Source organism: Bacillus sp. FSL K6-2431, from assembly GCF_038005165.1.
Classification (GTDB): Bacteria; Bacillota; Bacilli; order Bacillales; family Bacillaceae; genus Bacillus; species Bacillus pumilus.
In genome coordinates this window covers 390,065-412,908 of the sequence record NZ_JBBOSQ010000001.1, presented here as the reverse complement: position 1 = coordinate 412,908, position 22,844 = coordinate 390,065, and the positions used below count along the sequence as shown (strand labels likewise).

The window sequence follows — 22,844 nt, the reverse complement described above, 5'->3', positions numbered from 1 at the left end:
GAAGGGCTACTATCTTTATTACATCAAATGACACCATTACAGTCAACCCCAAAATCTCTCACTCTCCAACTTTTCCAATTTTCAAGGCAAGTTTGTGGGCGACCATGCATACACTGAAACAGAAATGAATTTAATTGAACATGAAGTTCAAAATCGTGACACACTAGACGAATGCCCAGCATAAGATAAAACGATCAAGAACAAGGAGGCATGCCGGAATGTCTGAATACAGAGAAATTATTACAAAAGCGGTGGTTGCAAAAGGGAGGAAATTCACCCAAAGCACACACACCATTTCTCCATCGCAAAAACCAACCAGCATCCTAGGTGGTTGGATCATTAATCATAAGTATGATGCTGAAAAGGTCGGTAAAACTGTTGAGATTGAAGGAACCTTTGATATTAACGTATGGTATTCTTACGCTGATAACACAAAAACAGAAGTCGTCACAGAACGGGTGAAATATGTAGACATCATCAAACTAAGATATAAAGATAAAAATTTCCTTGATGATGAGCACGAAGTGATTGCAAAAGTACTGCAGCAGCCGAATTGTCTAGAAGTGACCATTTCTCCAAACGGCAATAAAATTATCGTTCAGGCAGAGCGTGAATTCATTGCTGAAGTGGTAGGAGAAACAAAAATTGTTGTAGAGGTCAATTCAAGCTGGAAAGAAAAAGATGATCATGAGTGGGAAGAAGAGGTGGATGAGGAGTTAGAGGATATTCATCCAGAATTCCTAGCGGGTGATCCAGAAGAGTAATTGATGACTAGGGCGCATATCCCCCTAGTTTTTTTGTGTCCTATCTAGGAGAAAAAAGGTGATTTTTTATGCTATAATGAAAGATGGTATGAATTCGAATGTAATATAGTGAGGGATTAGAAATATGGCAAGTTATACGCCCATGATACAGCAATATTTAAAAATCAAGGCAGAGTATCAAGATGCCTTTTTATTTTTTCGCTTAGGCGATTTTTATGAAATGTTTTTTGATGACGCAAAAGAAGCGTCACAAGAATTAGAAATCACGCTAACAAGCAGAGATGGCGGGACCATACCAATGTGCGGTGTTCCTTATCATTCTGCTTCTGCATACATAGAACAATTGATTTCAAAAGGCTACAAGGTCGCGATTTGTGAGCAGGTGGAAGATCCTAAAACGGCAAAAGGTGTAGTCAAAAGAGAAGTCGTTCAACTCATTACACCAGGTACGGTGATGGATGGTAAAGGCTTAAGTGAAAATGAAAACAACTTCATTGCCTCTGTGACAAAGTTTGAAAATGGATATGGACTTGCACTTTCCGATTTATCTACTGGTGAAAACATGGCGGCTTTCATTGATCGATTAGATGAAGTCGTGTCTGAAATTTATTCTGTCGGTGCAAAAGAAATTGTGGTGTCAAAGCAGCTGGATGAGGAAACAGTCAAGACCTTAAAGGATCGGTGCCAAGCGACCATTTCATACGAAGATAGTGATGAATTGATCGATGAAGCTGAGCGGCTCGTGTCTCGCCTGAGTGAGCAACTAAGATCGGCCTTTTTGACATTATATGCTTATTTAAGAAGAACGCAAAAAAGAAGCCTCGATCACCTTCAGCCAGTTCAAGTGTTTGAGCTCGAACAAACAATGAAAATTGATCTTTACTCAAAACGAAATCTTGAATTAACAGAGACGATCCGCTCAAAAAGCAAGAAGGGCTCTTTGTTATGGCTGTTAGATGAAACAAAAACAGCGATGGGTGGAAGGCTGCTCAAGCAATGGATCGACCGGCCGTTAATTCGGCTTTCGCACATTAAAGAACGCCAGGAAATGGTGCAAATTCTCATGGACCATCTCTTTGAACGAGAGGATCTGCGTGAACGGTTAAAGCAAGTATATGATCTCGAACGTTTAGCGGGCCGCGTCGCATTTGGCAACGTAAATGCCCGTGATCTCATTCAGTTAAAGGAATCCTTAAAACAAGTACCAGCCATTAAAGAGCTTGTGCACTCACTGCCAGAGGAAATGGCAAAATCAAGAGCGAATGCGATTGATCCTTGTGGTGACTTGCTTAATTTATTAGAAGATGCACTTTATGAAAATCCGCCGATGACGATAAAAGAAGGCAATTTGATTAAAGATGGCTACAATGCAAAATTAGATGAATACCGTGATGCCAGCCGAAACGGAAAGGACTGGATTGCACGTCTTGAACAGCAGGAAAGAGAATATACCGGCATTCGCTCCTTAAAAGTCGGGTTTAATAAAGTGTTTGGTTATTATATCGAAGTGACACGCGCAAATACACATCTGCTGGAGGAAGGCCGTTATGAAAGAAAACAAACGCTTGCCAATGCAGAGCGGTATATCACACCTGAATTAAAAGAAAAAGAAGCACTGATACTTGAAGCAGAATCAAATATCAACGAATTGGAATATGAACTATTTACAGCTCTCAGGGAGCAAGTGAAAGGTTATATTCCTAGATTACAGCTGCTTGCAAAACAAATGAGTGAGCTGGATGCGCTTCAATGCTTTGCGACTGTCAGTGAAAAACGCCGTTATATCCGTCCAGAATTCTCAGAGGATGAGGTAGATGTCATAGATGGTCGTCACCCAGTCGTTGAAAAAGTGATGGATCACCAGGAGTATGTACCAAATGACTGCCATATGGGAAATGGCCGGCAAACCTTACTCATTACTGGACCAAATATGTCAGGGAAAAGTACGTATATGAGACAAATGGCGCTTATCTCCATTCTTGCGCAAATTGGCTGCTTTGTGCCGGCATCGAAGGCGACTCTTCCGATCTTTGACCAAATCTTTACACGCATTGGGGCGGCAGATGATTTGATTTCTGGTCAGAGTACTTTTATGGTAGAGATGCTCGAAGCAAAAAATGCGATGGTGCATGCAACGAAAAACAGCTTGATTTTATTTGATGAAATTGGACGCGGGACAAGCACCTATGATGGAATGGCTCTTGCGCAGGCGATCATTGAATTTGTTCACGATCATATTGGTGCCAAAACGCTTTTTTCCACACATTATCACGAGCTGACAGTTCTTGAATCTCAATTAAGCGAGCTGAAAAATGTCCATGTACGTGCTGAAGAGCATGAGGGCACGGTCGTTTTCTTACATCAAATCAAAGAGGGTGCAGCTGATAAAAGCTATGGTATTCATGTAGCGCAGCTTGCTGAATTGCCTGATGCGATCATCGATAGGGCCCAGACCATTTTGACGGAGCTTGAGAGCGGATCACATGAAGTGACCCCGCACGTATCTGCAGCTCCAAAAACAGAAAAGGCGGAGGAAAAGCAGCAGCTTTCTTTCTTTGAAGTAGAAGAAAAACCGCAAACCAAACCAGTTCTAAAACAGAAAGATCAAGCGGTGATCGAGGAATTAAAGTCATTCAATCTAATGGATATGACTCCGCTCGAAGCGATGACTAAGCTATATGAATTGCAAAAGAAATTATAATGTAAGGTGAGGTGAGCAAAATGGCAAAGATTATTCAGTTATCCGATGACCTATCCAATAAAATTGCTGCAGGTGAAGTAGTCGAACGTCCAGCTTCTGTCGTAAAAGAGCTTATGGAAAATGCAATCGATGCAAGTAGTACAGTGATTGAAATCGATGTAGAAGAAGCAGGTCTTTCTTCTATTAGAATGATTGATAATGGTGTTGGAATCGATGCTGAAGATTGTAAGCTCGCCTTTCAGCGCCATGCAACGAGTAAAATCAAAGATGAAAATGACCTGTTCCGTGTCAGAACGCTCGGTTTCAGGGGAGAGGCGCTGCCAAGTATCGCATCTGTCTCTCATCTAGAAATGAAAACAAGTACTGGTGAAGGAGCTGGAACGCACCTGGTGCTGCAAGGCGGAAAGATCATTTCAGAGAAAAAAACCTCTAGTCGCCGCGGTACCGAGATCGTCGTTACCAACTTATTTTACAATACACCGGCCCGCCTAAAATACATGAAAACCGTTCATACGGAGCTTGGCAATATATCAGATGTCGTCAATCGAATTGCGCTGGCTCACCCAGAAGTATCGATTCGCTTGCGTCATCAAGGAAAAGTCCTGCTTCAGACGAATGGAAACGGGGATGTGCGGCATGTGCTTGCGGCCATTTACGGGACAGCTGTTGCGAAAAAAATGGTGCCGCTTCACGTGCAATCACTTGATTTTGAAGTGAAAGGATATATCTCCTTGCCAGAAGTGACAAGGGCATCACGGAATTATATGTCTTCTGTTGTAAACGGCAGATATGTTAAGCATTTTCCGCTCGTGAAAGCGGTCCATGAAGGGTATCACACGCTGCTACCGATTGGCCGCCACCCGATTACATTTATAGAGATGAAGATGGACCCCATTTTAGTGGATGTGAACGTTCATCCTTCGAAGCTTGAAGTGAGACTTAGTAAAGAGCAGGAACTTCATGAGTTAATTAAGCAAGGAATTAAGGACGTATTTCAAAAGCAGCAGCTCATTCCAAGTGCTTCGGTGCCAAAGAAAGCACCAATGCCAGCGATCAAAAATGAGCAGCAATCCTTAACCTTTGATGCGAAAAAAGGAAACACAAGCGAGGTGGAAACGCCGCTATCCTATCAGCCGGAGCCGCTCGAATCGGTCTTATATGAGACAAGCCATACCGAAGCATACGGAATGCCTAATCAAGAGAAGACGGAACCATCATCACCAGTATTTTATGAAGAAGCCTCATCTGAGCGAGTTCAGTTAGAGGAATCCGCCGCTTCACTAGAATATGAAGAGTCAGAACTAAGAGAAGATGCTGTAGAAGCCATTTCAGAAAACGAACGCGTCCCTGTGATGTATCCCATCGGACAAATGCACGGCACATATATTTTGGCTCAAAATGAACGTGGGCTTTATATTATTGATCAGCATGCGGCCCAGGAGCGAATCAAGTATGAGTATTATCGTGAGAAGGTAGGAGAGATCAAACAGGAAGTGCAAGAAATGCTCGTCCCATTAACATTCCATTACTCGAAAAACGATATGCTGATTATTGAAGAGCATAAAGAGATACTAACGAAAGTGGGTGTCTTCTTAGAGCCTTTTGGTTCAGGAAGCTACATTGTACGGTCGCATCCGCAGTGGTTTCCAAAAGGAGAAGAGGCTGAACTGATCGAAGAGATTATTGAGCAAGTGCTGGATGAGAAACGTGTAGATATCAAAAAATTAAGAGAAGAAGCGGCAATCATGATGAGCTGCAAAGGCTCTATCAAAGCAAATCGTCATTTGCGAAATGATGAAATCAAAGCCCTATTAGATGAACTCAGGCAGACAAAGGACCCTTTCACTTGTCCGCACGGCCGGCCGATCATCATTCATCACTCGACATATGAAATGGAGAAAATGTTTAAACGGGTCATGTGATCAAATAAAAAAAGCGCTCTTATTAAGGCACCTCAGCGTGTAGACAAACTATTGCGCGAGCTGGTGCTCACGAATGTCTAATCCGCGCCAGAACTCGTCCTTCCTAAGCTACAAAGGTTTCTATCACACTGAAAAGAAGACAAAGGGCTAAAATAAACATCATTTTGCCCTTTGTCATTTGAAGCGCTCTTATTAGAGCGCTTTTTTATTTAGCATCCACACGGATCTGGCGGTGTGACCACAACTGGTCGTGTATTAATATCAATCGTATCTTCTGCATAAAATGTAGAACCGATGCTAATTGCTCGATTTTCTGCGCGGAACGTATATGTACCTGCGGCAGGGAGTACTTTATGTGAAAGCTTTAATGTATATTTGGAAATTCCAAGTAAATCCAATCTAAGCGGAATACGGACGGTTTGTCCGTTGTTCAAAATGTAGCTGTCTTTTAATGCTTTACCGTTCATAATGTCTTTAGTTGTTGCTTGGAAACCCTTTGGCAGTGTGAACTCAACCGCACCAAGACTTAGAATAGAATTTGGGCTGTACGTTAGTTCAATGTCAGAAAAAGACCATTCCTGCTTACTTGTACCTGTAATTTTTGCGTAAAGGGCAGCTGGTTTTGCATTGGTTGATGCTTTGCTTTCCTCTGTTTTGGCTCCTTCAGCAGATGCAGAAAGCGGTACTGACAGCGCCATAACCAATGTGAGCATCCCCATCATGATCATCGTCCATGTTTTTTTCATTTCTTCCTTCCCCCTTGTTGAATATAGGTAAATAATAGATGATTACACCCATTATTTACCTATAATGTTACCATATCCCTACATGGTATTAAATGGTATATTATACCCTTATTTTGTCATTTTGTTTAGTAATAACGGGGAAAATGCGCATTTGGTTGGTTCATTCCGTAACCAAAGCCTGGCATTTGCTGATTCGGCATCATCATATGCATATCTTGATATCCGTATGGATGATATGGCATCATTCCATATCCACCATAGTGGCCATGATGATGGTGATCCTTCATTGGAACATGCGAAAAGGGGTCATGCTGATTTGGAAAAGGCGGATAGGCTGAATGATGATGCGGATAATGTCCGCTGTACTTATCCTTTTTACCGGTATGATAATGGTTTGGCATATTCATATGATCATGCATGTTTGGCGCGACCACATGCTCATGATTGGCTGTATACACATTCTCAAACGTATGGTACGGATTTCCTTCGTGATGATAATTCATTTGGCTATTCATATTGTTCATTTGATATCTCATCCTTTATGTCAGGTTGCCATATCCTATGAGCATGATCCGTTTCATGAGCCTATCCATATGAAAAAAACCGGCTTTTCAGCCGGGAAAACAAAAAGCAGTTGAAAGCGTCAGGTGCTAATATGAGAAGCCATGTCTTCTTCTACGACGCTTCTTACAACTGCTGCAGACACTTTTAGGGTAATAATAGGGATCGTAGCTTCTAGAAGTATCCCAGAAATCGCTCTCAAACCAATCATCTTTTTTATGATGAAACTTTTTTTCTTTACATGGGTCCTCATGGCAATGATCGTCATGCTTTTTATAACAGTTTGAGTGGGAATGTTTGCACTTGCATTTGCACATTGTCATCCCTCCTAAATGTGACTCAATGCTAGTATATGCACGAATAAGACAAGGGGACTGGATGGTGGCGCATCTTCTCTAAAAAAAGGCTTTTTCTCAAAATTCAAATGAAAAGAATTGACTAGTGCTAAAATAACATGATAAAATATAAATTTTTATCCAACCATGAAATGTGTTATAATCAAATTGTGAATACTTTCGGAGGTGGCGGATTTGTTTCAAATAGGTGATAAAATTGTTTATCCTATGCATGGTGCCGGTGTGATTGAAGGAATGGAAGAAAAAGAGATTTTAGGTAAGACGGAGGAATATTTTCTGATTCAAATGCCGAATATGCAGATGATGATCCCAAGAGGCAGAATCAATCAACTAGGTATTCGTCAGGTAGCAGATCAAGCAACGCTGAAAGTTGTGATGAACAATTTTGCAGAAGAAACAAACGACGACACGCTTACTTGGAAGCAAAGATATGATGAAAATATGAAAAAACTAAAAACAGGTGCGATCGAAGACGGTGCAGACGTTGTCAAAGATCTGATGAGACGAAATCAGAAGAAAGCATTAAATTCAAGTGAAAAGAAGATGCTTGAAGATGCTAGAGGCATGTTAGTGAGTGAAATTTCTCTTGCACAAGGGCTTTCACAAGATGAAGTCCTTTCAGCTTTAGAGAATGAACTAAGAATTTAATGATGGATATACAATAATTGGCTGTAAACAGAAGGGCATCCCTTTTGTTTGCGGCTTTTTTGTTTGAAATCAGAAAAACATGTCCATTTTTGTAGGTGATTTTAACTAAAGCTAAAATAAGGTCATACGATGCAGTTTTTTATTCAAGCAGCGAATGATTCAAAGAAGTCAGAAATACCTAGAGCGGCATAAAAAAACAGGAAAGTTCTCCTGATTCATTTAAATGAGCCGGACAACCTTTGAATTCTGTTAGCCATTGATAGTAAAATAATGCGATAAGATGACACCTAAGAGAATGAAAAGGAGCGGTGAAATGAAAAGGCTACTGATATGTGGATTCATCTTTCTGATCCTATGTGCTCTTTTAATGGTGAAATGCAGCCATTCTGTTCAAGAAAAAAAAGAGCAAAAGAAACATCAAGAAGAGGTAGAAAAGTATCAAAAAGAGCGAAAAAAAGGGGATCGATACGACAGTTTTAAACAGCTTATTCGGCATGAAAGAAAAGGGTATGAAATAGAATTTCACGAAAAGGGCGGAAGTGATTTACTCGTCTTTTCTCCTCATGGAGGGGAAATTGAACCAGGAACAAGTGAAATTGTAGAAGCATTTCAACAAAGATACTCGACGTATTTGTTTGAAGGAACGAAACAAGACAACAATCGTGATTTGCATATTACAAGCACCAAGTTTGATGAACCGATATTGGTCCAAATGATTAAAACGTATCCCTTCTCCATTTCCATCCACGGCTATAAAAGTGATAAAAAGCACACGCTAGTTGGCGGGACAAACGAAAAAATGAAAAGAGCAGTTGTACGAGAGTTAAAAGATCGAGGATTTTCTGCAGAAATGGTGCAAGAAGGCGAACGGCTTTCAGGAACAGATCCTAAAAATATTAATAATCGAAATGCAAGTGGTGAAAGCGTTCAGCTAGAAATTAGTACGGCGCAGAGAGAATCTTTTTTCGACCATTTTGATACGAGAAAAGGAAAGAAAAAAGCATTCAGACGTTATATCCGTGCTTTAAAAGAAGTATTAAGAGAATTTGACCCAACTTCGTAGTAAAATCGTTTTGATGGGTAAAAGTACTCCATTTAAACTTGGTAAAAAAGATAGAAATATGCGAAATGAACATAAATCATGCAATAAATTACAATTTGCCTTAAAAACATAAATTATGTAAAATAATAGTTATCAGTTTGATATGATAGAATGGGGCTGAAGTGGATGGCACATAAAATACCATCTTCCGAAGTAGGTGTAAAGATCAATCAATGGTACACGCATATTTGCAAATTTGAAGTCGAACAAGCAAACGATATGAAGCGCCTTGTTGAAGAAGAAATTCATGAGATGGAAGAGGATCAAGATTTGCTTCTATATTATTCTCTAATGGATTTTCGCCATCAACTGATGCTTCAGCATTTAACGCCAGTCCATGCAGGGAGTGAAACACTTCAAGCCGTGTCTTTTCCGAAAGAAATGGAAGATGGAGAAGATGAGATGACAGGCTTACTTGGCTATTACTTTCATTTTTTTCATGGAATGTATGCGTTTATCCAGCGCCGATACATCGAGGCCATTTCCTATTACAAGCATGCGGAACATCAACTGATCTTAGTGACAGATGAGATTGAAAAAGCGGAATTTTACTATAAAATCGCTGAAGTATACTATCATATGAAACAAACTTATTTCTCCATGCATTATGCTAAAAAGGCGAGAGACATTTATAAGAAACATCAGCTTTATGGAAAAAGAAGCATTCAATGTGATTTTGTCATGGCAGGTAATTGTATTGATGTGAGTCAGCACCAAAAAGCGCTTCCTTACTTAGAAAAAGCGTTAAAGGTTTGTGAAGCGATGGAGCGGAAAGAGTGCACATCTTATTTTAAAGCGATGGCTCTTAATAACTTAGGAGCTTGTCATTATAGTATGGGAACGTACCATACAGCGACAGTCTTTTTTGAACAAGCCATTTCCCTTTATCAAAAAGATCAAGCATCCACGATGATCAAATCATTATTTTCACTTGCTCTTACCTGGTTTAAACTCGGAGATATCGAGCGGGCGGGTGAGGCTATACGTAAAGGAATGAACGAGGCTTGTTTATTGGAAGATGAAATTTATCAGTTGAAATTTCAATTTTTACAGGCGCTTTATATAGAAAAAGACAGCTGTGAGCAATTAAGATCGGCACTATTTGGACTGCGAAGCAAAAAAATGTTTGCTGATTTAGAGGAATTAGCACTTGATGCGGCTAATTATTATAAGGAACGCGACATGTACAAGGAATCCTCCACTTTTTTTGAGATTGTGATCGAAGCGCGTACGCACATTCAAAAAGGAGATGAGATGTATGAGAACGAAGCATAACATGTCAGCTGATCAAGTAGATGAAAGACTTCACACGTAATAACAGACAAAAACAACACCCTTTACGAATCAACGTAAAGGGCTTTTTTATTTATTCTTTGATGGCTTTTTCTGCGTCAATGGCACCTGCCCCGTAAATCATCGGGTCATCCCCAGACCACTTGCTTGTATTTTCTTTTAACAGGGTTTTGACCTCATCGGGCGTTAAATCTGGTGAATGCTCTAATAGAAGAGCACAAATACCAGCGCAAATCGGTGTTGCCATAGATGTGCCAGATAACGTCGTGTAATCATCATCGACTCTGCTTGATTTGTCGAGTTTATCTAGAAAGGATCTTGGTGATCTGAGAGAGACGATGTTTACTCCTGGTGCAAGGATATCAGGCTTTGTCTCACCATAAACAGTAGGACCTCTGCTTGAAAATGGTGCCACGATATCATCGTTTGATTCTGGTGTATTCCGGTCATCAAAAGCGCCAACCGTAATCACTTTTTGACTGACGGCAGGGCTCGCAATCGTTTGACTGTTAGGACCAGAGTTTCCGGCTGCGACGCATACTACAATGCCTTGATCCCAAGCAGCATTGACAGCACGCACCATCGGATCGTCCTGTTCGTCATCATAACGCTGAGCATCTCCGCCTAGTGACATACTCATAATATGAATCGGATCATCAGGGTGATCTTCATTGAACTGGATGCACCATTCAACCCCTTCTATAATAGTAGAAAGCGATCCAGCCCCTTGTTTATTTAACACTTTTACGCCAATTAAATGAGCTTTTGGAGCAGGTCCTTTGTACAAGCCATCTGAGGCCGCTCCGTCTCCAGCTACATCTCCAGCGCAATGAGTACCATGCCCGTTATCATCATAAGGCTTTGTTTTTTGCTTGACTAAGTCCACAAAATCGCGAATCCTTCCTTCTAAATCTTCATGCGGATAAATTCCTGTATCAATGACAGCGACCGTAATGCCTTCCCCTGTTAAGGCTGTACCGTTGCGGAAGACTTCATCCGCGTGACTGGCTTGTGTGGCCACATCCAGAAGTGCATGAACTTTCCGGTCTAAATAAATTTTACGAATATGCTCACCATTTGCTAACAGCTCCTCTAAAGCGGCCGGTGTTATGTCTGCAGCGCAGCAGTCGATATGTGAAAAGTGCCGTTTGATATTTGTTTTTCTACTTTTTTTCATGAGCTGTTTTGTGCTTTGAATCCCTGCTTCGACCGCGTCTTCCTTAAATTCAATAATTACACGAAGCTTCTTTCTCTTCTTTAATCTTCCTTCAAAGAAACGATGAAGAAAGCATGGCGTCCATTTAAAAGGTTTATAAAGGTGAAGGACGGTCTCTCTTAAAGGCTGATCTAGTTTACTAGCATGTGTCCTGACCATTTGCACCATAGAAAATCCAAACATGTGATGCCCTCCATTCTAGCTATCCATTCTTGTACACTCTTACGTTATGAGAATGAGAGCTGCTTTGTTCGGATTCTTGTCCCTTCTTTTCTTCATATTGGCGGCTTACTCATTTCTGATGAAAAAGAAAAGCGCTTACATTTTGTAAAATAATAGAAAAAGGTGGAAAACATGTAGAATCAGCCGATGATAGGTGGGAGAGTTCTTCTTAGAGAACCGGTGAAACAAACGATTTTGCAGAAAAAAAGGAGGGGTTAGACAGGGTCAATGCTCATACAAATGTGACTTGTCACAGAGGAAAAAAATCAAATCCATATAAAAACAAGCCGAATTAAAGAAAACAGACTGGATAGAACTAGGTCATTTTAAACATAACTTCGTTTGTCTGTCATACTATTCTAACTCTGTTTTCAAAGACGAGAGGCGTTTCTGTGTATATAAATGCAATTATCTTATTTTTGAGGAATCTCATGATCTAGAGTGTTATGATCAAATTTGAAGAGAAAAAGTGGAAAAAATGAAAAGAAATGATGATTCAATATAAATCATAGAAACGGCTTAGAAATCTGTTAAAGGAGAACGGGAATGAAGAAGTTTTTTGCTTTGCTTCTCCTGCTTGCGATCGGATGGGGCGTTTATTATACAATGCAAGCACAGGAACATGATGAGCCATTGTCATCAGGTGGGGAAGACGAAAGCGGTTCAAATGATATTTATCGCAATTTTAAAGAACTGGAAGAAAACGAATCAACAAGCAGCTATCAAATTACAGCCAACCCAGTGCCTGGAAGCCGTCTTCTTGTGATGTCACCCCATGGCGGGAGAATTGAAGGCGGCGTGAGTGAGATCGTCCATTTTTTCGATAATGATTTCTCTACGTATTTGTTTGAAGGTTTAAGAGAGAATGCGTCAGAACTTCATGTGACAAGTACAAACTTTGATGAGCCAGTCGGCGTCGCGCAGGCAAAAGCACACGATTATATCTTAGCAGTGCATGGATACAAAGGTGAGGAAGGCATTGACCATACGCTCGTTGGCGGAACAGATTACGACCGTGCAGAAAAAATAGTGAACTCATTAGAGCGGAACGGATTTTCTGCTGAACTGGCTGTCGCACACGCAACCCTGAGTGGAACAAGCAATCATAATATTAATAATCTTACTAAAACAGGGCAAAGTGTACAGTTAGAGATTAGTAGAAGTCAGCGTGAAGCTTTATTTGACAGTTTTGACTTTCGGCGGCGGTCGAGTACAAAAAACGAGACGTTCTACCGGTATGTCAGGGCGATTCGGACAGTGCTGGATGAGGAATATACATAAAGATGGTGCACATGTTAAGACAAGCAGCGTGAATTCTTGTTACACTATAAAAAGTGATAACAAAAGGAGAGACGAATATGGCGCGTCATCATTTTCATCTTCAGGCGAGCTGGCCTGGCCTGCGTAACGATGTGGGTACAATCTCATGCGAACAGTTAAAAACGAAGATTTCAATTCCAAAAGAAATGGACGGTCCCGGCATCGGAACAAATCCAGATGAGATGCTCTTAGGTGCAGCGGCTACGTGTTATATTATTACACTTGCCGCTATGATGGAGCGGAGCCAATTAGAAAAAGAGGATCTCACAATGAGTTCTGAGGCTGTCGTAGATGTGACAAATGGTGTGTTTACATATGAAAAAATCATTCACCGGCCTGTCATCATCCTCAAAGCCTCTGCTTCTCCGCAAGATATTGAGCTGGCCCGCAAGCTCGCGCACAAAGCCGAAAGCTCATGTATGATCTCAAGAGCTGTTCAAGGAAATGTGGACATTTCCTTAGAAGAAACCATTCAAGTCGGCGGGTAAAAACAAAAAGTCATTTTCTCTTAATGAAATGGAGAAAATGACTTTTTTTATGACGTCCATTCGGTTTGATCGATTTGTTCTTTGTTTTCTTCCTTTTGTTTTTTTGACAGGTTCAAGACAATCACGCCGCATATCACTAGTGCAAGACCGATGAAGCCTTTTATGTGAATGGTTTCGTTAAACAGCACGAGTCCGATAAGAGCAGTGAGTGCTGTTCCAACGCCAGACCATGTTGCATAAGCAGACGAAAGGTCAATCGTTTTAAGTGCCAGACTGAGGAAGGTAAAGGCACACCCAAATCCGATCAGGACCCCAATACTCGGCAGCAGTTGCGAAAAACCTTGGGAAAGCTTCAGCATCGTACTGCCAAAAACCTCTGTCAAAATAGCCCCTGTTAAATAGAGCATTCCTTTCATGATCTCTCACATCCTTTATGACATATTTAAAAGTACGACTCCTGAGACAAGCATCGCCATCCCAATGATTGCTCTTTGGTTCAAGGTTTCTTTGAAAAAAAGCACGCCAAAAATAGCCGTGAGGACTGTACCAACCCCAGACCATGTTGCGTAAGACATGCTAAGCGGAATGATATTCAGTGTCAATGACAGCATATAAAAGGCAAGTGTATACCCAGCAACAACGACAGCGCTAGGCTTAAAGCGAGTAAAGCCATTTGAGAATTTTAACATCACGGCGCCAATGGCTTCTGAAAAAATAGCCACAGCTAGAAAAAGATATCCGAGGATCATGATTATCCCTCCTCTAATAGGTGTAAAATCCGATGAAGTAAAAGGGTTTTTTCCTCTCGGTTCAGCGGTTCAAGCTGAAACATTTCTGAAAACCATATTCCATCACATGAAAGGCGGATCAGCTGGCTCAATGCAGGGTCATTGATTTCCTCAGCTGCTTTCGCTTTGAACTCTGCATAAAAATCACGCCAAGGGTTCAATAACGCTTCATCAAATGACATGGTGGCCAGCATACTTGTACATAACTGGGTCGTGTTTTGCATATCAAGATCATTTAATGTCGCCAAAATATATGCACGTACATAAGGAGCCTTTTCGTTTTTGTATGTTTCCTGATACGACTCAAGCTGCTGACGAAAGCAGACAATCGCGTGCTCATTCATTTTTTGGATGAGCTCTTCCTTGCTTGAAAAATGATAAAGCAGGCCGGCCTTGGTCATATGTGCATGCTCTGCTACATGTTGAAGGGTAAGCTGACTTAATCCTTCTTTTAAAATCGTACGAGCAGCTGCCTCAAAAATTTGCTCTTTTTTGGTTTTAGACATAAAAAAAACACCTACTTTACTGAACGGTCGGTAAAGTAAATGTTAACCCATGAAAAACTAGTGTGTCAATCGATTCATTTTATGAAAGGTTGTTTTCACTTAAAAGACATGTTTAATAATAAGGGTATGGTCCATATGGCGGGTACGGAGGCGGATAAGGGTACCCATAGCCATAGCCTGGAGCAAGCAGGGACCCAGCAAGTAGTCCTCCGGTAAAACCACCTAAAAATGGAGCTCCAAAAAATCCAGGTCTCCCAAAACCAAATCCAGGTCTTCCAAAACCAAATCCTGGGCCTCCAAAACCAAACCCAGGGCGTCCAAATCCAAAAGGTCTTCTCATGTCTTCTTGAATAAACGGTGGTGATTCAAAATAATTCATAAAAAAAGGCTCCTCTCACATAAAATCACTGTAACTGACATCAGTGTATTCAAATGGCCTACATGTGTTTGGGTGACCGCCTAATATAAGGAGGAATGTCAAAAATGGGCCTGTATCCATCTGATTGGGCAAATTGTCCGCCGCATGCTCATGCCTATAAAGCACGAACGGATATAACAGAAGAGCATTATCATTTAATTGAAGGGATCTCTCAGCCTGTAAATGGAAGCAGTACTGACAAGCATACGCATTACTATCGCGGGGTCACCTCTTTTGAAAGAGGCCATTTTCACAGATACTATGGCATCACAGGACCTGCTATCCCAAGAGCCGATGGCACACATTATCACGAAATCCAGGAGGTCACGTATTCTGCTTATACAGATCCTGTCCCCATCCGATACGGAGGTGTCGTCTATAGTCCAGATCAAGAGAGGCCAACGCATACCCATCGTTTTAAAGGAAAAACATATGAAGTGGTCGGAAATGAACCACTCGGCTGGTGATAGGCATTATATAGGAGAGAAAGAGAAGTTATGCTATACTGTAGGCAGTTTGTAAAAGAGAGTGATGTTATGAAAAAAACGAAACAACCAGTGATTGTATTAGTAGGACCGACGGCTGTCGGCAAAACAAAACTGAGCATACATATAGCCAAAGCATTTAATGGAGAAATTATCAGTGGTGATTCTATGCAGATTTATAAAGGAATGGACATTGGAACAGCTAAAATCACCCCTGAAGAAATGGATGGTGTCCCGCACCACTTAATTGATATTAAAGAGCCGGCCGAATCCTTTTCTACAGCTGAATTTCAGCAGCTGGTCCGTATGAAAATCAAAGAGATTGCCGCTAGAGGGAAAACACCCATGATTGTCGGCGGAACAGGTTTGTATATCCAATCTGTTTTATATGATTACACATTTACCGATGAGAAAAGTGACCCTGCTTTTAGAGAAGAAATGGCGCTGTTTGAACAGCAGCATGGCTCCCTTCAGCTGCACGAAAAGCTAAAAGCAGTAGACCCTGATGCTGCAAAAGCCATTCATCCGAATAATGTCCGCCGCGTGATCCGGGCGCTGGAAGTGATCCATACAACAGGTCAGAAAATGTCGGAGATGCAAAATGGTCATCAAGAAGTTCCTCTTTATGATACAGCCTTCATTGGGCTCAAAATGGATCGAGAGCTTTTGTACGAGCGCATTCACCAAAGAATTGATATGATGATAGATGAAGGCTTAATTGAGGAAGTGAGCGCACTTTATCAATCTGGCTTGAAGGATTGTCAATCGGTTCAAGCGATTGGTTATAAAGAGTTGTATGCGTATTTTCAAGGTGACTGCTCACTTGATGAAGCTATCCAGCAATTAAAGCAAAATTCCCGTAGATATGCGAAGCGTCAGTTCACGTGGTTCCGTAATAAAATGGATGTCACTTGGTTCGACATGACACCGCCTTGCCACTTTTCAGACAAAAAAGGGGAAATTTTCGCATATATAGCAGGAAAGCTTGGACTTAAAGCGAAACTGTAGTTATCAGAATCAAGGAGGACGAAACATGAAACCGATTAATATTCAGGACCAATTTTTGAATCAAATTCGTAAAGACAATACATTTGTTACAGTATTCTTACTGAATGGCTTTCAGCTTCGCGGTCAAGTGAAAGGCTTTGACAATTTCACGGTGCTGCTTGAAACAGAAGGGAAGCAGCAGCTTATTTATAAACACGCCATTTCTACATTTGCACCTCAAAAGAATGTAAATCTAGAATTAGAATAGGATATGTTCGACCTAATAGCCCCATGCATCTGCGAATAAACCGGCCGGAACCCGCTACGTTTTTTGTCAGTGCAGAGGGGCTATTTTGCATGCCGTGAAACCTTTCTGTCTATTTTGCGTATAATCCCTTATTGGATATGAAGAAAGGTGAGGGAAGCGATATGGAAAATGCAGAGCTTGAATTAAGAAGGATTAGAGTGATCCTTCTATTGATTGGGATTGTTGTCTTATTTGGATCATGCGCCATTTCAAACATTGAATCAAGACAGGAAAGCTGGCATAACTATTCTAATCAAGATGATCATGGACATATAGATGGCCTATTACAATCAGCTGTTGCACTAAAAAATAATCACTTTGCTGTTGTGAAAGATGATGAAGTACATGTGTACCGGTTTGATGAAAAAGAGGGAGAACTGACCCTTATTAAAACAAAATACATAGATGAGTGGGACGAAGATGATGATGATGACGATTCTGTAGAAGAGTAAGCACGTAAATTTACAAATGAATGTGAAGTCGCTACACTATAATCATGCATCAGACATCTAGACAGAAAAGGATGAGTTCATGACACACAAAATTAAAATTAATCATTGGGAACAAACTTGTGAAGACGACTCCTGTTTTGAATATGGAACAAGCGTTTCTGTAAATGGGAAAGAATTAGTCAGAGAAGCTTCAATCGTCTCTGCGCTTGAAGCGGTGCTAAAAGAATTAGGTGTTGAAGTGGAAATTACAGAAGTGTCAGAAGATTTACAGTGCGATGCCTACAAAAAATAAAACAAAAAGTCTAGTCTACTAAGCGATTTTTTTTCGTGTTATGATAGATTTCGGTTTCAGTTGAATAGAGAGTAGAGCAGTCTATTTTTAGATCCTGTTCTGCTCTATTTATTTGAACGTACGAGTTCGGCTATGAATGTTCGGCCGGGTTGGTTGATTTTTTTCGTTTCGAACATCTATATGTTGTGTTTTGAAAAAACATAGTATACTATATATAGTGAATAACGAAATGATCAACAATACTAAAAACTAGGTCGTGATGGAATTGATTCAAATCGTATTTGATTCAAAAACAGGAAATGTTCAACGCTTTTTGGACAAGACCCCTTTTACAGACAAACGAAAATTGACTGGAGAAGAGTTTTTGGATACGCCGTTTATTCTCGTCACCTTTACGACAGGATTTGGACAAGTCCCTAGTACTACTCAATCCTTTTTAGAGAAAAATGCTCACCTTTTACTAGGTGTAGCGGTGAGTGGAAACAAAGTATGGGGAGATAATTTTGCCAAAAGCGCCGATACGATTTCTAAACAATATCAAGTTCCTATTTTGCACACCTTTGAACTAAGCGGAACAAAAAGGGATGTTGAATTGTTTACACAGGAGGTAGAAAGAATTGTCACAAAATCAGGTTCCAAAGTGGATACAATTAAATAACGAGATTATGATTCAAAAAGAAGGAAAGTTTCAGTTCGATAAGGACAAAGAAGCTGTACATAGTTATTTCGTAGATTATATTAATCAAAACACAGTCTTCTTTCACAACTTAGAAGAGAAGATTGATTACTTAATAGAAAACGACTACTATGAGGAAGAATTTTTAAGACAATACAGCATGGCAGATATTAAAGAGGTATTCGAAGCTGCATATGCGAAGAAATTTAGATTCCCATCATTCATGAGTGCGTTTAAGTTTTACAACGACTATGCACTGAAAACAAATGATAAAAAGAAAATCCTTGAACGCTATGAAGACCGCATTTCAGTTGTAGCGCTTTTCTTTGCGGGCGGAGATAAAGAAAAAGCCCTTGAGTTTGTAGAACTGATGATCAATCAGGAATACCAGCCAAGTACACCAACATTCTTAAACGCTGGACGTAAAAGACGCGGTGAGCTTGTGAGCTGCTTCTTGCTTGAAGTGAATGACTCATTAAACGATATTTCAAGAGCGATTGATATTTCAATGCAGCTTTCAAAATTAGGCGGCGGCGTCAGCTTGAACTTGTCAAAGCTTCGTGCAAAAGGCGAAGCAATTAAAGATGTTGAAAACGCGACAAAAGGTGTCGTCGGCGTGATGAAGCTTCTTGATAATGCATTCAGATATGCAGATCAAATGGGACAAAGACAAGGATCAGGTAGTGCCTACCTTAATATTTTCCACAGAGATATTAATGATTTCTTAGATACAAAAAAAATCTCTGCAGATGAAGATGTGCGTGTGAAAACATTGTCCATCGGTGTCGTCATCCCGGATAAATTTATCGAGCTTGCCAGAGAAGATAAAACAGCTTACACCTTCTATCCGCACACAGTCTATAAAGAATATGGACAGCATCTTGATGAGATGGACATGGAAGAAATGTATGATGAGCTTGTAGAAAACCCGAAAATCAAAAAAGAAAAAGTCAATCCGAGAAAGCTTCTTGAAAAATTGGCTGTTCTTCGCTCAGAATCTGGCTATCCATATATCATGTTCCAAGATAATGTGAATAGAGAGCATGCATTAAACCATATTTCACGAGTGAAATTCTCAAACCTTTGCTCAGAAGTGCTTCAAGCTTCAGAGGTCTCTTCTTACGCGGACTATGATCAAGAAGATGAAATTGGTCTTGATATTTCTTGTAACCTTGGTTCATTAAATATCATGAATGTCATGAAAAACAAATCGATCGAAAAAACGGTCAAACTAGCAACAGACTCACTCACGCTTGTATCTGAAACAACAGATATTCGCAATGCACCGGCTGTTCGAAAAGCGAACAAAGCGATGAAATCAATCGGACTTGGTGCGATGAACCTTCACGGGTATTTGGCTCAAAACCAAATGGCCTATGAAAGTGAAGAAGCAAGAGATTTCGCGAATACGTTCTTTATGATGGTGAACTACTATTCAATTAAACGTTCAAGTGAGCTTGCAAAAGAAAAAGGAGAAACATTCCATCGTTATGAAGGCTCTGGCTACGCAACGGGCGAGTACTTCAATAAATACGTGGAGAATGATTTCACACCAAAAACAGAAAAAGCAGCAGCATTATTTGAAGGCATGCACATTCCAACAAAAGAAGACTGGGCAGCACTCAAAGACTTTGTAGCGGAAAATGGCATGTACCATAGCTACCGCTTATGTATTGCACCAACAGGTTCCATTTCTTATGTGCAATCGGCAACAGCCTCTGTTATGCCAATTATGGAACGTATCGAAGAAAGAACATACGGCAACAGCAAAACGTATTACCCAATGCCAGGTCTTTCAGCGCAAAACTGGTTCTTCTATAAAGAAGCGTACGATATGGATATGTTTAAAGTGGTCGATATGATCGCAACGATTCAGCAGCACGTCGATCAAGGAATCAGCTTTACACTATTCCTGAAAGATACGATGACAACGCGTGACCTAAACCGCATCGATCTGTATGCACACCATAAAGGCATTAAGACACTTTATTATGCAAGAACGAAGGATACAGGGCAGGAAGGCTGTCTTTCTTGTGTTGTTTGATTAAAGGAGAGTTTAACGTGACAAAAATTTATGATGCAGCCAACTGGTCAAAACACGAAGATGATTTTACACAAATGTTTTACAACCAAAATGTGAAGCAGTTCTGGCTTCCTGAAGAGATTTCCTTAAACGGGGACCTCTTAACATGGAAATATCTAGGTGAAAAAGAGCGAGATACGTACATGAAGGTACTTGCTGGATTGACTTTACTTGATACAGAACAAGGAAATACAGGGATGCCGATTGTGGCTGAACATGTAGAAGGCCATCAGCGTAAAGCAGTATTAAACTTTATGGCGATGATGGAAAATGCGGTACATGCGAAATCATACTCAAATATCTTCATGACACTCGCACCAACTGAAACGATCAGTGAAGTGTTTGAATGGGTCAAAAAGAATAAATTCTTGCAAAAGAAAGCAGATATGATTGTCAGTTTATACCGTTCGATTCAAAAGGACGATCCGATTTCCCTCTTTAAAGCAATGGTTGCTTCTGTTTATTTAGAAAGCTTCCTATTTTACAGTGGTTTTTACTACCCGCTTTATTTCTATGGACAAGGAAAGCTCATGCAAAGTGGTGAAATCATCAACTTGATTTTGCGTGATGAAGCGATTCACGGTGTATATGTTGGATTATTAGCACAAGAAATTTACAACAAACAAACACCTGACGTGCAAAAAGAGCTATATGATTTCTCGATTGACCTCTTGAACGAGCTTTATGAAAATGAACTTCATTACACGGAAGATATATATGACCAAGTCAATTTATCGCATGATGTGAAAAAGTTCATTCGTTACAATGCCAATAAAGCGTTAATGAACCTTGGATTTGCCCCTTACTTTGAAGAAGAAGAGATCAATCCAATTGTATTGAACGGACTCAATACAAAAACAAAATCGCATGACTTCTTCTCAATGAAAGGGAACGGCTACAAAAAAGCAACGGTTGAGCCGTTAAAAGATGACGACTTCTTCTTTGGAGATGAATCATAAGTAAGGCGTAAAAGTCAAAACGCATCACTCGTTTTGGCTTTTTGCCATTTCATATAATGCGTTACATACTGGAGGTTACCGAACATGGGAAAAATGGATGAAATCATACTAGTTGCACCGCGCACACGCGTATTCCAAAACGAAACGCTTGCGTTTAATGGTGTGAATAGTGAAGAGAAAACAATCAACACCATTATGAAAGAAATCGAAGAGCACTTCAAGCAGATGCGCAGAGGCGATGCGGAAGAAAATCCTGACTTCAAGCAGCCGATTCCTTATGTCGTGATTAAGCGTGAGGACGAAGTGTATGTATATGAAAGGCTTCAAGGCGGGGGAGAGACTCGATTGCATCATAAGTTATCTCTTGGCTTTGGTGGTCACATGAATTTCATCGAAGGCAAAAACTTTGCTGAAATTCTAAAAGAAAATACGGATCGTGAACTAGACGAGGAACTTTCTATTCAAGAAGAAGACAAACTTGAGATGAAAACCCTTGGTTTAATTAATGATGATGACAACAGTGTCGGCCGTGTGCACATTGGACTGTTATCGGCGCTTGAATTATCTCCAGGCGCTCATGTAGAAGTGAAAGAAACAGATCAAATCTCAGGAAAATGGATGAAAGCATCCGATTTGAAAAAGCCTGAATACTTCGATCGACTTGAAACGTGGTCTCAATTTGTCGTGAACATTTTAGCATAAAGGAATCAATCATAAACCGGCTCAGCAGCAGACTTGAGCCGGTTTATTTCGTTATAACAAGCTTCAGTTATTGGAAAACGAATGCGTCATGACCGGCCTGTTTCAATCTTGCGACGAGGTCATCCGCATTTTGCTTTGTACGAAAAGCCCCGGCTTGCACTCGGAACATGCCGCCCTCTAATACAACGAAGGCGTCAAAGCCTTTGGATTTCAGCGTGGCTGCTAATTCATCTGCATTGGCTTTCACCTTGAAAGCTCCAGCCTGAACTTTATAAAGATTACTAGCTTTTTTTTTCAGCTGAAAGGCTTTCTCTAATCCAGTGGCATGAGCGCGAGCGATGCCTTGAAGGAAGGTTGCGTTGCGGAGCTTATTTGCATCAGCTGTCGTATCGATGAAACCATTCTCTGTTAAAATAGCGGGCATAGAAGTTTCTCGAAGAACGTGGAAGTTCGCTGTTTTCTTGCCGCGGTTGGCAAAATCCACCGAGCGAACAATTTCATCATGAAGGGCATTGCGATACGTGGTGGTTGGTGCTGAAACGCCAGGATACACATAGCTTTCAAAACCTGTGCCCCCGCCTGCATTAATATGAATAGACACGAAATAGTCAGCTCCCCAGCTGTTTGCCGCATTTGTACGCTGGGCCAAAGTAACGGATTGATCAATTGAACGACTTAAGCGGACGGAAACGTCATCATAATCACTAATCAACATATCTCTCAATAAAATCGCGATTTGCAGTGTGATATTTTTCTCCAAAAGTCCATTAGCAGCAGCTCCAGAATCTGTTCCTCCATGGCCAGGATCAATAAAAATTTTCACCATCTATTCATCACCTCGTCTTTATTT

25 protein-coding genes are annotated in these 22,844 nt (G+C 40.6%); 17 read left to right on the top strand and 8 right to left on the bottom strand.

The features are described from left to right. The first annotated feature begins 218 nt into the window (after positions 1 to 218). From cotE to mutL, 3 genes are all read left to right on the top strand, one after another. Positions 219 to 764, top strand: coding sequence for an outer spore coat protein CotE (cotE, locus tag MHH40_RS02110; RefSeq protein WP_003212450.1), 546 nt, complete (start codon positions 219 to 221; stop codon positions 762 to 764). A 124-nt stretch (positions 765 to 888) separates the two neighbouring features. Continuing rightward, complete coding sequence (mutS, locus tag MHH40_RS02105; protein WP_050944965.1) at positions 889 to 3,465, top strand: DNA mismatch repair protein MutS; 2,577 nt, start codon at positions 889 to 891, stop codon at positions 3,463 to 3,465. A 20-nt stretch (positions 3,466 to 3,485) separates the two neighbouring features. Continuing rightward, positions 3,486 to 5,387: a DNA mismatch repair endonuclease MutL gene (gene mutL, locus MHH40_RS02100; RefSeq protein ID WP_050944963.1), complete on the top strand. Its 1,902-nt coding sequence runs from the start codon at positions 3,486 to 3,488 to the stop codon at positions 5,385 to 5,387. Positions 5,388 to 5,596: 209 nt separating this feature from the next. On the opposite strand, the gene bslA is transcribed toward mutL, so the two are convergent. Both bslA and MHH40_RS02090 read right to left on the bottom strand, forming a co-directional pair. Beyond that, positions 5,597 to 6,133 carry a biofilm surface layer hydrophobin BslA gene (gene bslA, locus MHH40_RS02095; RefSeq protein ID WP_050944961.1) on the bottom strand — a complete coding sequence of 179 codons (537 nt, stop codon included), beginning with the start codon at positions 6,131 to 6,133 and terminating at the stop codon, positions 5,597 to 5,599. Positions 6,134 to 6,258: 125 nt separating this feature from the next. Continuing rightward, positions 6,259 to 6,657, bottom strand: a complete 399-nt coding sequence (locus MHH40_RS02090; protein ID WP_003211318.1) for a hypothetical protein — start codon at positions 6,655 to 6,657, stop codon at positions 6,259 to 6,261. Positions 6,658 to 7,224: 567 nt separating this feature from the next. Between MHH40_RS02090 and MHH40_RS02085 the strand changes: the two genes are divergently transcribed. The 3 genes from MHH40_RS02085 (at position 7,225) to MHH40_RS02075 (ending at position 10,075) form a co-directional block, all read left to right on the top strand. Next, complete coding sequence (locus MHH40_RS02085; protein WP_050944959.1) at positions 7,225 to 7,698, top strand: CarD family transcriptional regulator; 474 nt, start codon at positions 7,225 to 7,227, stop codon at positions 7,696 to 7,698. A gap of 313 nt (positions 7,699 to 8,011) precedes the next feature. Further along, on the top strand, positions 8,012 to 8,761 hold the full coding sequence (locus MHH40_RS02080; RefSeq protein WP_050944957.1) for a poly-gamma-glutamate hydrolase family protein: 750 nt from the start codon (positions 8,012 to 8,014) through the stop codon (positions 8,759 to 8,761). Between the two features lie 165 nt (positions 8,762 to 8,926). After that, positions 8,927 to 10,075: a Rap family tetratricopeptide repeat protein gene (locus MHH40_RS02075; RefSeq protein WP_003211287.1), complete on the top strand. Its 1,149-nt coding sequence runs from the start codon at positions 8,927 to 8,929 to the stop codon at positions 10,073 to 10,075. A gap of 91 nt (positions 10,076 to 10,166) precedes the next feature. Here MHH40_RS02075 and MHH40_RS02070 read toward each other — a convergent pair whose 3' ends face one another. Beyond that, positions 10,167 to 11,492 carry a S8 family peptidase gene (locus tag MHH40_RS02070; RefSeq protein ID WP_050944956.1) on the bottom strand — a complete coding sequence of 442 codons (1,326 nt, stop codon included), beginning with the start codon at positions 11,490 to 11,492 and terminating at the stop codon, positions 10,167 to 10,169. A 585-nt stretch (positions 11,493 to 12,077) separates the two neighbouring features. On the opposite strand from MHH40_RS02070, the gene MHH40_RS02065 reads away from it, so the two are divergent. Both MHH40_RS02065 and MHH40_RS02060 read left to right on the top strand, forming a co-directional pair. Beyond that, a complete protein-coding gene (locus MHH40_RS02065) occupies positions 12,078 to 12,812 on the top strand; it encodes a poly-gamma-glutamate hydrolase family protein (protein ID WP_003211920.1) in 735 nt (244 codons plus the stop codon). Positions 12,813 to 12,889: 77 nt separating this feature from the next. Continuing rightward, positions 12,890 to 13,339, top strand: a complete 450-nt coding sequence (locus MHH40_RS02060) for an OsmC family protein (RefSeq protein WP_050944954.1) — start codon at positions 12,890 to 12,892, stop codon at positions 13,337 to 13,339. 47 nt (positions 13,340 to 13,386) lie between these two features. Here the strand turns inward: MHH40_RS02060 and erbB are convergent, their stop codons facing one another. From erbB to MHH40_RS02040, 4 genes are all read right to left on the bottom strand, one after another. Then, a complete protein-coding gene (gene erbB / locus MHH40_RS02055; RefSeq protein WP_034662159.1) occupies positions 13,387 to 13,755 on the bottom strand; it encodes an SMR family multidrug efflux transporter EbrB in 369 nt (122 codons plus the stop codon). A 15-nt stretch (positions 13,756 to 13,770) separates the two neighbouring features. Beyond that, positions 13,771 to 14,088: an SMR family multidrug efflux transporter EbrA gene (erbA, locus tag MHH40_RS02050; RefSeq protein ID WP_003211368.1), complete on the bottom strand. Its 318-nt coding sequence runs from the start codon at positions 14,086 to 14,088 to the stop codon at positions 13,771 to 13,773. 2 nt (positions 14,089 to 14,090) lie between these two features. Continuing rightward, complete coding sequence (locus MHH40_RS02045) at positions 14,091 to 14,633, bottom strand: TetR/AcrR family transcriptional regulator (protein ID WP_050944952.1); 543 nt, start codon at positions 14,631 to 14,633, stop codon at positions 14,091 to 14,093. Positions 14,634 to 14,745: 112 nt separating this feature from the next. After that, positions 14,746 to 15,012: a hypothetical protein gene (locus MHH40_RS02040; RefSeq protein ID WP_050944950.1), complete on the bottom strand. Its 267-nt coding sequence runs from the start codon at positions 15,010 to 15,012 to the stop codon at positions 14,746 to 14,748. A 104-nt stretch (positions 15,013 to 15,116) separates the two neighbouring features. Between MHH40_RS02040 and MHH40_RS02035 the strand changes: the two genes are divergently transcribed. From MHH40_RS02035 to MHH40_RS01995, 9 genes are all read left to right on the top strand, one after another. Then, entirely contained in the window at positions 15,117 to 15,518 is a 402-nt protein-coding gene (locus MHH40_RS02035) for a YmaF family protein (RefSeq protein ID WP_050944948.1), read from the top strand. 69 nt (positions 15,519 to 15,587) lie between these two features. Continuing rightward, positions 15,588 to 16,544 carry a tRNA (adenosine(37)-N6)-dimethylallyltransferase MiaA gene (miaA, locus tag MHH40_RS02030; protein ID WP_340900608.1) on the top strand — a complete coding sequence of 319 codons (957 nt, stop codon included), beginning with the start codon at positions 15,588 to 15,590 and terminating at the stop codon, positions 16,542 to 16,544. 25 nt (positions 16,545 to 16,569) lie between these two features. Continuing rightward, positions 16,570 to 16,791 (top strand): RNA chaperone Hfq, encoded by a 222-nt coding sequence (hfq, locus tag MHH40_RS02025; protein WP_003211269.1) that lies wholly within the window; start codon positions 16,570 to 16,572, stop codon positions 16,789 to 16,791. Positions 16,792 to 16,952: 161 nt separating this feature from the next. Then, entirely contained in the window at positions 16,953 to 17,282 is a 330-nt protein-coding gene (locus tag MHH40_RS02020) for a YmzC family protein (protein ID WP_309216751.1), read from the top strand. Positions 17,283 to 17,361: 79 nt separating this feature from the next. Continuing rightward, positions 17,362 to 17,574 (top strand): hypothetical protein, encoded by a 213-nt coding sequence (locus tag MHH40_RS02015; RefSeq protein ID WP_003212415.1) that lies wholly within the window; start codon positions 17,362 to 17,364, stop codon positions 17,572 to 17,574. 265 nt (positions 17,575 to 17,839) lie between these two features. After that, positions 17,840 to 18,232, top strand: a complete 393-nt coding sequence (gene nrdI, locus MHH40_RS02010) for a class Ib ribonucleoside-diphosphate reductase assembly flavoprotein NrdI (protein WP_008360380.1) — start codon at positions 17,840 to 17,842, stop codon at positions 18,230 to 18,232. Next, positions 18,192 to 20,294, top strand: coding sequence for a class 1b ribonucleoside-diphosphate reductase subunit alpha (gene nrdE / locus MHH40_RS02005; protein ID WP_003212060.1), 2,103 nt, complete (start codon positions 18,192 to 18,194; stop codon positions 20,292 to 20,294). Before nrdI ends, nrdE begins: the two co-directional genes overlap by 41 nt. A 17-nt stretch (positions 20,295 to 20,311) precedes the next feature. Continuing rightward, complete coding sequence (gene nrdF, locus MHH40_RS02000) at positions 20,312 to 21,292, top strand: class 1b ribonucleoside-diphosphate reductase subunit beta (RefSeq protein ID WP_003212452.1); 981 nt, start codon at positions 20,312 to 20,314, stop codon at positions 21,290 to 21,292. A gap of 84 nt (positions 21,293 to 21,376) precedes the next feature. Continuing rightward, the gene (locus MHH40_RS01995; protein WP_050944943.1) at positions 21,377 to 21,994 is read left to right on the top strand and encodes a hypothetical protein; all 618 of its coding nucleotides are present in this window, start codon (positions 21,377 to 21,379) and stop codon (positions 21,992 to 21,994) included. Between the two features lie 67 nt (positions 21,995 to 22,061). Here MHH40_RS01995 and MHH40_RS01990 read toward each other — a convergent pair whose 3' ends face one another. After that, positions 22,062 to 22,820 carry an N-acetylmuramoyl-L-alanine amidase gene (locus MHH40_RS01990; RefSeq protein WP_050944941.1) on the bottom strand — a complete coding sequence of 253 codons (759 nt, stop codon included), beginning with the start codon at positions 22,818 to 22,820 and terminating at the stop codon, positions 22,062 to 22,064. Positions 22,821 to 22,844 lie beyond the last annotated feature (24 nt).

What these genes read in the sequence shown, in the direction of transcription:
- cotE (WP_003212450.1), top strand. Translation starts at nt 219, where the DNA reads ATGTCTGAATACAGAGAAATTATTACAAAAGCGGTGGTTGCAAAAGGG.
- mutS (WP_050944965.1), top strand. Translation starts at nt 889, where the DNA reads ATGGCAAGTTATACGCCCATGATACAGCAATATTTAAAAATCAAGGCA.
- mutL (WP_050944963.1), top strand. Translation starts at nt 3,486, where the DNA reads ATGGCAAAGATTATTCAGTTATCCGATGACCTATCCAATAAAATTGCT.
- bslA (WP_050944961.1), bottom strand. Translation starts at nt 6,133, where the DNA reads ATGAAAAAAACATGGACGATGATCATGATGGGGATGCTCACATTGGTT.
- MHH40_RS02090 (WP_003211318.1), bottom strand. Translation starts at nt 6,657, where the DNA reads ATGAACAATATGAATAGCCAAATGAATTATCATCACGAAGGAAATCCG.
- MHH40_RS02080 (WP_050944957.1), top strand. Translation starts at nt 8,012, where the DNA reads ATGAAAAGGCTACTGATATGTGGATTCATCTTTCTGATCCTATGTGCT.
- MHH40_RS02075 (WP_003211287.1), top strand. Translation starts at nt 8,927, where the DNA reads ATGGCACATAAAATACCATCTTCCGAAGTAGGTGTAAAGATCAATCAA.
- MHH40_RS02070 (WP_050944956.1), bottom strand. Translation starts at nt 11,492, where the DNA reads ATGTTTGGATTTTCTATGGTGCAAATGGTCAGGACACATGCTAGTAAA.
- MHH40_RS02065 (WP_003211920.1), top strand. Translation starts at nt 12,078, where the DNA reads ATGAAGAAGTTTTTTGCTTTGCTTCTCCTGCTTGCGATCGGATGGGGC.
- MHH40_RS02060 (WP_050944954.1), top strand. Translation starts at nt 12,890, where the DNA reads ATGGCGCGTCATCATTTTCATCTTCAGGCGAGCTGGCCTGGCCTGCGT.
- erbB (WP_034662159.1), bottom strand. Translation starts at nt 13,755, where the DNA reads ATGAAAGGAATGCTCTATTTAACAGGGGCTATTTTGACAGAGGTTTTT.
- erbA (WP_003211368.1), bottom strand. Translation starts at nt 14,088, where the DNA reads ATGATCCTCGGATATCTTTTTCTAGCTGTGGCTATTTTTTCAGAAGCC.
- MHH40_RS02045 (WP_050944952.1), bottom strand. Translation starts at nt 14,633, where the DNA reads ATGTCTAAAACCAAAAAAGAGCAAATTTTTGAGGCAGCTGCTCGTACG.
- MHH40_RS02040 (WP_050944950.1), bottom strand. Translation starts at nt 15,012, where the DNA reads ATGAATTATTTTGAATCACCACCGTTTATTCAAGAAGACATGAGAAGA.
- MHH40_RS02035 (WP_050944948.1), top strand. Translation starts at nt 15,117, where the DNA reads ATGGGCCTGTATCCATCTGATTGGGCAAATTGTCCGCCGCATGCTCAT.
- miaA (WP_340900608.1), top strand. Translation starts at nt 15,588, where the DNA reads ATGAAAAAAACGAAACAACCAGTGATTGTATTAGTAGGACCGACGGCT.
- hfq (WP_003211269.1), top strand. Translation starts at nt 16,570, where the DNA reads ATGAAACCGATTAATATTCAGGACCAATTTTTGAATCAAATTCGTAAA.
- MHH40_RS02020 (WP_309216751.1), top strand. Translation starts at nt 16,953, where the DNA reads ATGGAAAATGCAGAGCTTGAATTAAGAAGGATTAGAGTGATCCTTCTA.
- MHH40_RS02015 (WP_003212415.1), top strand. Translation starts at nt 17,362, where the DNA reads ATGACACACAAAATTAAAATTAATCATTGGGAACAAACTTGTGAAGAC.
- MHH40_RS01995 (WP_050944943.1), top strand. Translation starts at nt 21,377, where the DNA reads ATGGGAAAAATGGATGAAATCATACTAGTTGCACCGCGCACACGCGTA.
- MHH40_RS01990 (WP_050944941.1), bottom strand. Translation starts at nt 22,820, where the DNA reads ATGGTGAAAATTTTTATTGATCCTGGCCATGGAGGAACAGATTCTGGA.